General features: G+C 65.4%; 7 protein-coding genes. 5 read left to right on the forward strand and 2 right to left on the reverse strand.

Features of this window, described 5'->3' with window-relative positions:
- The first annotated feature begins 67 nt into the window (after positions 1-67).
- Genes E3T35_RS16530 through E3T35_RS16540 form a run of 3 tightly spaced genes read left to right on the forward strand, consistent with a single transcriptional unit; the run spans position 68 to position 3,304 of the window.
- Complete coding sequence (locus E3T35_RS16530) at positions 68-1,267, forward strand: argininosuccinate synthase (protein WP_092341079.1); 1,200 nt, start codon at positions 68-70, stop codon at positions 1,265-1,267.
- Positions 1,268-1,274: 7 nt separating this feature from the next.
- Complete coding sequence (argH, locus tag E3T35_RS16535) at positions 1,275-2,705, forward strand: argininosuccinate lyase (RefSeq protein WP_134343680.1); 1,431 nt, start codon at positions 1,275-1,277, stop codon at positions 2,703-2,705.
- Between the two features lie 2 nt (positions 2,706-2,707).
- Positions 2,708-3,304 carry a DNA-3-methyladenine glycosylase gene (locus E3T35_RS16540; protein WP_134343681.1) on the forward strand — a complete coding sequence of 199 codons (597 nt, stop codon included), beginning with the start codon at positions 2,708-2,710 and terminating at the stop codon, positions 3,302-3,304.
- Here the strand turns inward: E3T35_RS16540 and E3T35_RS16545 are convergent.
- A complete protein-coding gene (locus E3T35_RS16545; protein WP_134343682.1) occupies positions 3,301-3,900 on the reverse strand; it encodes a hypothetical protein in 600 nt (199 codons plus the stop codon). The genes E3T35_RS16540 and E3T35_RS16545 overlap by 4 nt on opposite strands.
- On the reverse strand, positions 3,897-4,514 hold the full coding sequence (locus E3T35_RS16550) for a DNA-binding protein (RefSeq protein WP_134380110.1): 618 nt from the start codon (positions 4,512-4,514) through the stop codon (positions 3,897-3,899). The genes E3T35_RS16545 and E3T35_RS16550 overlap by 4 nt, the downstream gene beginning before the upstream one ends.
- A 144-nt stretch (positions 4,515-4,658) precedes the next feature.
- On the opposite strand from E3T35_RS16550, the gene tyrS reads away from it, so the two are divergent.
- Both tyrS and E3T35_RS16560 read left to right on the forward strand, forming a co-directional pair.
- Positions 4,659-5,960: a tyrosine--tRNA ligase gene (gene tyrS, locus E3T35_RS16555; protein WP_134380112.1), complete on the forward strand. Its 1,302-nt coding sequence runs from the start codon at positions 4,659-4,661 to the stop codon at positions 5,958-5,960.
- Positions 5,961-6,016: 56 nt separating this feature from the next.
- Complete coding sequence (locus tag E3T35_RS16560) at positions 6,017-6,556, forward strand: GNAT family N-acetyltransferase (protein ID WP_134343685.1); 540 nt, start codon at positions 6,017-6,019, stop codon at positions 6,554-6,556.
- The last annotated feature ends 523 nt before the right edge of the window (positions 6,557-7,079 follow it).

The raw sequence follows: 7,079 nt of genomic DNA on the forward strand, positions 1-7,079 counted from the left end.
CAGGCGGGCGACCGGGGGCCGCGCCGCAACACGTAAACTTTAGACAGATCAAGATTTAGGGAGAACCATGGCGGAACGCGTTGTACTCGCATACTCGGGCGGGCTGGATACCTCGGTCGGCATCGGCTGGCTCAAGGACGCCACCGGCAAAGAGGTTGTAGCCCTCGCCGTCGACGTCGGACAGGAGGGCGAAGACATGGACGTGATCCGTCAGCGCGCCCTGGACTGCGGAGCCGTCGAATCCATCGTCATCGACGCCAAGGACGAGTTCGCGAACGACTACATCGTGCCGACGCTCAAGGCGAACGCTCTGTACCAGAAGCGATACCCGCTGGTCTCGGCCATCAGCCGTCCGCTGATCGCCAAGTACCTCGCCTCCACCGCCATCGAACTCGGCGCCGACAGCGTCGCCCACGGCTGCACCGGCAAGGGCAACGACCAGGTTCGGTTCGAAGCGGCCGTCGCGGCCCTCGCCCCCGAGCTGACCTCGCTCGCCCCGGTGCGCGACTTCGAACTGACCCGCGACAAGGCCATCGAGTATGCCGCCAAGCACGACCTGCCCATCGCGCAGTCCAAGAAGAGCCCGTACTCCATCGACCAGAACGTCTGGGGTCGCGCCGTCGAAACCGGATTCCTCGAAGACCCGTGGAACGCGCCAATCGAAGACCTCTACACCTACACCCAGGATCCCTCGGTCACCCGCGCCCCGACCGAGGTTGTCATCTCCTTCGAGCAGGGCGTGCCCGTCGCTATTGACGGCAAGAAGGTCAGTCCGCTGCAGATGATCCAGCTCATGAACCGTCTCGCCGGTGACCAGGGTGTCGGCCGCATCGACATCGTCGAAGACCGTCTGGTCGGCATCAAGAGCCGTGAAATCTACGAAGCCCCCGCCGGAATAGCGCTCATCGCCGCGCACGAAGAACTCGAGAACATGACCCTCGAGCGTGACGTAGCCCGTTACAAGCGCGGCGTCGAGAGTAAATGGGCAGAACTCGTTTACGACGGACTCTGGTTCTCCGGCTTGAAGAAGAGCCTCGACGTGTTCATCGAGGACACGCAGAAATACGTGACCGGCGACATCCGCTTGAAAATGCACGCCGGCACCGCCGTCGTCACGGGACGCTCGAGCACGACCAGCCTGTACGACTTCAACCTCGCCACCTACGACACCGGCGACTCCTTCGACCAGACCATGGCCAAGGGATTCATCGAACTGTGGTCGCTGCCGAGCAAGGTCGCCGCACGCCGCGACGCCGCCGCGAAGTAGGGCCCGCGTGTCGAGTGAGAAAAACCGCGCCGGCCGAGCTGGCGCCCTCTGGGGTGGCCGTTTCGCCGGGGGACCGTCGCCGGAACTGGCGCGGCTGAGCAAGTCGACCCAGTTCGACTGGATGCTGGCGGAATACGACCTGCAGGGCAGCCGCGCGCATGCGCGGGCCCTCGCCGCCGCCGGATATCTCACCGACACCGAATTGACCCAGATGGTCGGCGCGCTCGAAGAACTCGAGCGCGCCGTCGTCGCCCGCGAATTTCTGCCAGCCGAAGCCGATGAAGACGTACACTCGGCTCTTGAACGTGGCCTGATCGACATCATCGGTGTCGAGGTGGGCGGCAAGCTGCGCGCCGGCCGCAGCCGGAACGACCAGGTCGCCACGCTCGTGCGCATGTGGCTGCGCGACCACGCCGCCATTCTCGCCTCGCTCGTGATCGAGCTCATCGACGCCCTCGCCGCACAGGCCGAAGCGCACGAGGACGCCATCATGCCCGGCCGCACCCACCTGCAGCACGCCCAACCTGTGCTGCTTGCCCACCACCTGCTGGCGCATTGCTGGCCGCTCGTGCGCGACCTCGACCGCTTCGCCGACTGGGGCCGGCGAGCGGATGCCTCGCCCTACGGGTCCGGCGCCCTCGCCGGCAACACCCTCGGTCTCGACGCGCACCTCGTTGCCACCGACCTGGGCTTCGCCGCCGTCGTCGAGAACTCCATCGACGGCACCGCAAGCCGCGACCTGGTCGCCGAATTCGCTTACATCACCGCGCAAATCGGCATCGACATGTCGCGGCTGGCCGAGGAGATCATTCTCTGGAACACCCGCGAATTCGGGTTCGTCACCCTCGACGACGCCTATTCCACCGGGTCCTCGATCATGCCGCAGAAGAAGAACCCCGACATCGCCGAGCTCGCTCGCGGTAAGTCGGGCCGCATGATCGGCAACCTCACCGGGCTGCTCACCACGCTCAAAGGACTGCCGCTCGCCTACAACCGCGACCTGCAGGAAGACAAAGAGCCGGTCTTCGACTCGATCCAGACCCTCGAAGTACTGTTGCCCGCCTTCACCGGCATGGTCGCGACCCTCACCTTCCATACCGAGCGGATGGCCGAGCTCGCACCGCAGGGCTTCTCCCTCGCCACCGATGTCGCCGAATGGCTGGTCAAACGCCACGTTTCGTTCCGTGACGCGCACGAAATCACCGGTTCCCTGGTGAAGTTCGCCGAGACCAACGGACTCGACCTGCACGAGGTCGACGACGCGGCGCTGCTGGCGATTTCGCCGCACCTCGTTCCGGAAGTGCGCGACGTTCTCACCATCCGTGGATCGGTCGACAGCCGTGACGGCGCCGGCGGCACCGCTCCGGTGCGAGTCGCCGAGCAGCGCGCCCACCTCGTGGCCCGCGTACGCGACCTGACGGCCGCGCTCAGCCGGTAGTAGTGACGTTCGCGCCGGGCCTGCTGGAGCGACCCGCACTCGAGGTCGCCCCGCTGCTGCTCGGCGCGCTAGTGACCCGTGGGGCGGTCTCCGTACGCATCACCGAGGTTGAGGCCTACCTCGGCGAGAGCGACCCCGGTTCGCACGCCTTTCGCGGTCGCACACCCCGCACGCAAACCATGTTCGGCCCGCCCGGGCATCTCTACGCCTATTTCAGCTACGGCATGTACGTCTGCGCCAACGTTGTCTGCTCGCCGGACGGTGAGGCATCGGCCGTACTCCTGCGCGGCGGCGAGGTCGTCGCGGGAATCGACGAGGCCCGCAGTCGACGCCTGACGTCAAAAACGGATGCCGACCTCGCGCGCGGCCCGGCCCGGCTGACCAAGGCCCTCGGCATTGTGCTCGGCGATGACGGCGCCGATCTGACTGTGGCGCCGTTCGACCTTGAGGTGCCGGCCCGCCGCGCCGATTTCGCCACCGGGCCGCGTACCGGGGTGAGCGGTCTCGGTGGGGAAGTCGAGTACCCGTGGCGCTTCTGGGTGCCGGGGGAGGCATCCGTTTCGCCGTATCGGCGATCGACTCGGCAGGCGCGTCGCTAGACCAGCGCCATCGGCACCAGGGCAGCGCAGCCGCAGGCCCAGATGAGGCTCGACAGGGTGCCGATGATGAACCGCTCACGCGATTCGGCTGCGGCCAGCTCGGTGAACCGGCCGACACCCTTGATGGCGACGACGATGGCGATGGCCTCGGGAAAGCCGGCCAGGATCGCGCCGGCCACGGCCAGACGTTCCAGGATGCCGATGGTCACGCCGCCCCGCAGCACCTCGTGGGTCTCCGGGTCGCTGACCCCGGCCATGGTCGGGGCCGGTTTGCCGGCGTTCAGCACCATGATTCCGCCGTGCTGGCCGGGCGGTACCGAGTTGTTGGTGGCCAGATCGAGGGCGAGCACGGCGACCGGGCCGCCGCCGATCACGGCGAGGGCCAGCGCGAGCATTCCGAGCACGATACCGAACGCGCTGGGGCCGGGGCCCATGGGGACCGCGGCGAGCACGAGGGCCAGGGCGAGTGTGGCCATGGCAGCGATCGCGTAGAGCTGGCGGTGCAGTTTGAAGGCGATCGCCGCGCAGGTGAGCGAGGCCAGGGTGACCAGGATCAGGGCGACCCAGTACAGGAACGTGAGAACGGTGAAAGTCATAGGGGTTCCGATTCGTTCGCGTCGTGGTCGAGTTGCTCTAGCAGCCTAACCAACGCCGGTCGGGCTGCCTGCTCGACCCGGTACTGCGCTGCCTTGAGTCGCTGGCTCACGGCCCCGGTCGTGATTCCAAGCTCGGCAGCGATATCGGTCTGGGCCAGCCCGCTTTCGAAGAGGTCGCCGGCTTCCCAGCCCTGGGGGGTACGGCGTTGACGCAGCAGCAACAGCATGGTGACGAGTGCCTCGATGCCCGGGGCGGCTGCATCAGCTGGACTGACCTCGAGCGCAAAGTGCGCCTCGGTTCGCTTCGCGCGCACCACGGCATCGCGGGCCGCGATGAACGCACCGCCGGTGGCCTGCCGGGTAGACGCCGGCAGGGGAGTGCGCACGCTTCCCACGCCGAGCCCGACGCTCCAGTGGCCGGACCGATGGAGCGCGAGAATGGTGGAGAGCGTCGGCCGGGCCGCCGACACGAGCAGCTGAATCTCATCGCCGGCGGTCTGGTCGGGCGGCAGGCTGAAGGCATCCGGATTCTGCGCCAGGAGCCGGGCGATCATCTCCCGCGCACGATCGTGATCGTTGCGGCTGTCGATCTGGTCAGCGGTGATGACAAACATGGCTCAGGCTCCGTCCTGCATTCAGTCTAATTAAGCCCAGAGGCTAAATCAAGCCCAGTATAGGCTTTAGGCTGAATTGTCGCACGAGGAGAGCGGATGCTGCCGCCGATTCGGTGAGGCGTCCCCGGCTGGTAATCTGAACGCGTGTCAGACCCCACCATCCTTGCCCAGCAGACCAATGATCCCTCCTTCGATTCCGTGTGGGAGGAGATCAACTGGCGCGGCCTCGTGCACGTCTCCACCGACGAAACCGAGCTCAAAGCGCTGCTCGATGGTGACCCGATCACCTATTACTGCGGATTCGACCCGACCGCGGCGAGCCTGCACCTCGGCAACCTGGTGCAGCTGCTGCTGATGCGGCGTCTGCAACTGGCGGGGCATCATCCGCTCGGCCTGGTCGGCGGTTCCACCGGACTCATCGGCGACCCGCGCCCCACCGCCGAGCGCACGCTGACTCCCACCGACACCGTGGCAGAGTGGGTGGGCTACCTGCAGGCGCAGGTCTCCCGGTTCCTGAGTTCCGAGGGCGAGAACGCCGTCACGCTCGTGAACAACCTGGACTGGACCGCGCCCTTGAGCGCGATCGACTTTCTGCGCGAAATCGGCAAGTACTACCGCGTGGGCACCATGCTCAAAAAGGATGCCGTCAGCGCGCGTCTTAATTCCGACGCCGGCATCAGCTACACCGAGTTCAGCTACCAAATTCTGCAGGGCCTGGACTACCTCGAACTGTTCCGCAGCTACGGCTGCGTGCTGCAGACCGGTGGCAGCGACCAGTGGGGCAACCTCACCAGCGGAACCGATCTCATCCGTCGCGCCGAAAGCGGCACCGTGCACGCCATCGGCACCCCGCTCATCACCAACAGCGACGGCACCAAGTTCGGTAAGAGCGAGGGCAACGCGGTCTGGCTCGACCCGAACCTCACGAGCCCCTACGCCTTCTACCAGTTTTGGCTCAACACCGATGATGCCGACGTGGTCTTTCGGCTCAAGGTGTTCACGTTTCTCTCACGCAGTGAGATCGAGCGATTCGCCGAACTCGTCGAAACCGAACCGTTCCGCCGAGAAGCGCAGCGCCGGCTCGCGCTCGAGGTGACCAGCCTCGTGCACGGCCAGGCGGCGACGGATGCTGCCATCCACGCCGCCGAGGCCCTGTTCGGCCAGGGTGACCTGGCCGAGCTCGACCCGGACACTCTGGAGGCCGCCCTGCGCGAACTTCCGCACACCACGACGGCGCCGCACGCGACCGTGCTGCAATTGCTCGTCGACACCGAGCTGTCGAAGAGCATCGGTGACGCCCGGCGTGCGGTTCAGCAGGGTGGGGTGTACCTGAACAATGAGAAGGTCACCAGTGTCGACCTGACCATTGAGGGATCGGTGCTTCCCGGGGGAGTAGCGGTGCTGCGCCGCGGCAAGAAGACGCTCGCGGGTATTTTCGTCGAGTAGCCACCTCGACGGCTCCGTTGCAGGGGGTCGGCAGATGCGGGTGGCAAGATGTCGACGTGGAAACTCTTCGAACCGAACGCCTGCTGCTGCGCCCCTGGACCCTCGATGACACCGACTTCGTCTTCGGCCTGTATTCGCTGTGGTCCGTGCAACAACACATCGGGTTGAATCCACGGGTGATGACCGACCGCGCCGAGGCGATCGCGGTGATCAACCGCTGGCAGGGAATGGAACATCCCATTCATGCCATTCGAGCGGTGACGGATGCCGACACCGGCGAGATCTTCGGCAACCTATTACTCAAGTCCATTCCGGCGTCGAGTCCGGTGACACCGCTCGTGCCGTCGGGGGATACCGAGATCGGCTGGCACTTTCACCCGAACGCGTGGCACCACGGCTACGCGACTGAAGCGGCATCCGCTGTGTTGGCCGAAGGCTGGAAGACGGGACTCGATCGGGTGGTGGCGGTGACCACGCCCAGCAACCGGCCGTCGCAGCGGGTGTGCCTTCGTATCGGCATGACGCATAAGGGCAGGACCGACCAGTACTACAACTCGGTGAGCGAACTCTTCGTGGCGTTCGCCCCCGAACCCTAGCCTCCGCGCTTCCCTGCTTTCGGACGGGGCCCAGGCCCCGTCCGTGGGCCCAGTTTATAAACTGGGCCCACGGCTAGGAGGTGGGCCCGGACGCGCCGGGAGGCCCGCGAGGGGCATTTCGGGCGTGTTTCGAGCGGATGACCGCCCCCGACACGCCCGGGATGTAGCAGTGAGTTGCGGGGTATCAGGATTCACCGTAATGTCATCTAAGTCACCCCACAGGTTCGGAAAAAGCCAAGCGCTTCCGGCCTCAAGCGGGACCAATCCCAAGTCAAAATAGCCCGGAATTTTCCGCGTGACAGTGACTTGATGAAGTTCACACGAAGTCGATTCAATTTAACTCGTGCTGGGCGACAAGAAATAAGAGAAGTACTCCAGTGCAATGGTCTTCGTGGCCGGCGGCTGGGTGTGTCCGATCCTTGAGAACTCAACAGCGTGCACAATGTCAAATGCCAAAAACCTCGTGGTTGTTGGCCCGTTTCTAGCGGGTTGCAGCCGGGAGATTCCTTTGGAAATAATATTG

The sequence above is a fragment of the Cryobacterium sp. TMT1-2-2 genome (genome assembly GCF_004403505.1).
Lineage (GTDB): Bacteria > Actinomycetota > Actinomycetes > Actinomycetales > Microbacteriaceae > Cryobacterium > Cryobacterium flavum.

Bases quoted from the DNA above. Each gene is read 5' to 3' on its own strand.
- E3T35_RS16530 (WP_092341079.1), top strand. From the start codon at position 68: ATGGCGGAACGCGTTGTACTCGCATACTCGGGCGGGCTGGATACCTCG.
- E3T35_RS16545 (WP_134343682.1), bottom strand. From the start codon at position 3,900: ATGACTTTCACCGTTCTCACGTTCCTGTACTGGGTCGCCCTGATCCTG.
- E3T35_RS16550 (WP_134380110.1), bottom strand. From the start codon at position 4,514: ATGTTTGTCATCACCGCTGACCAGATCGACAGCCGCAACGATCACGAT.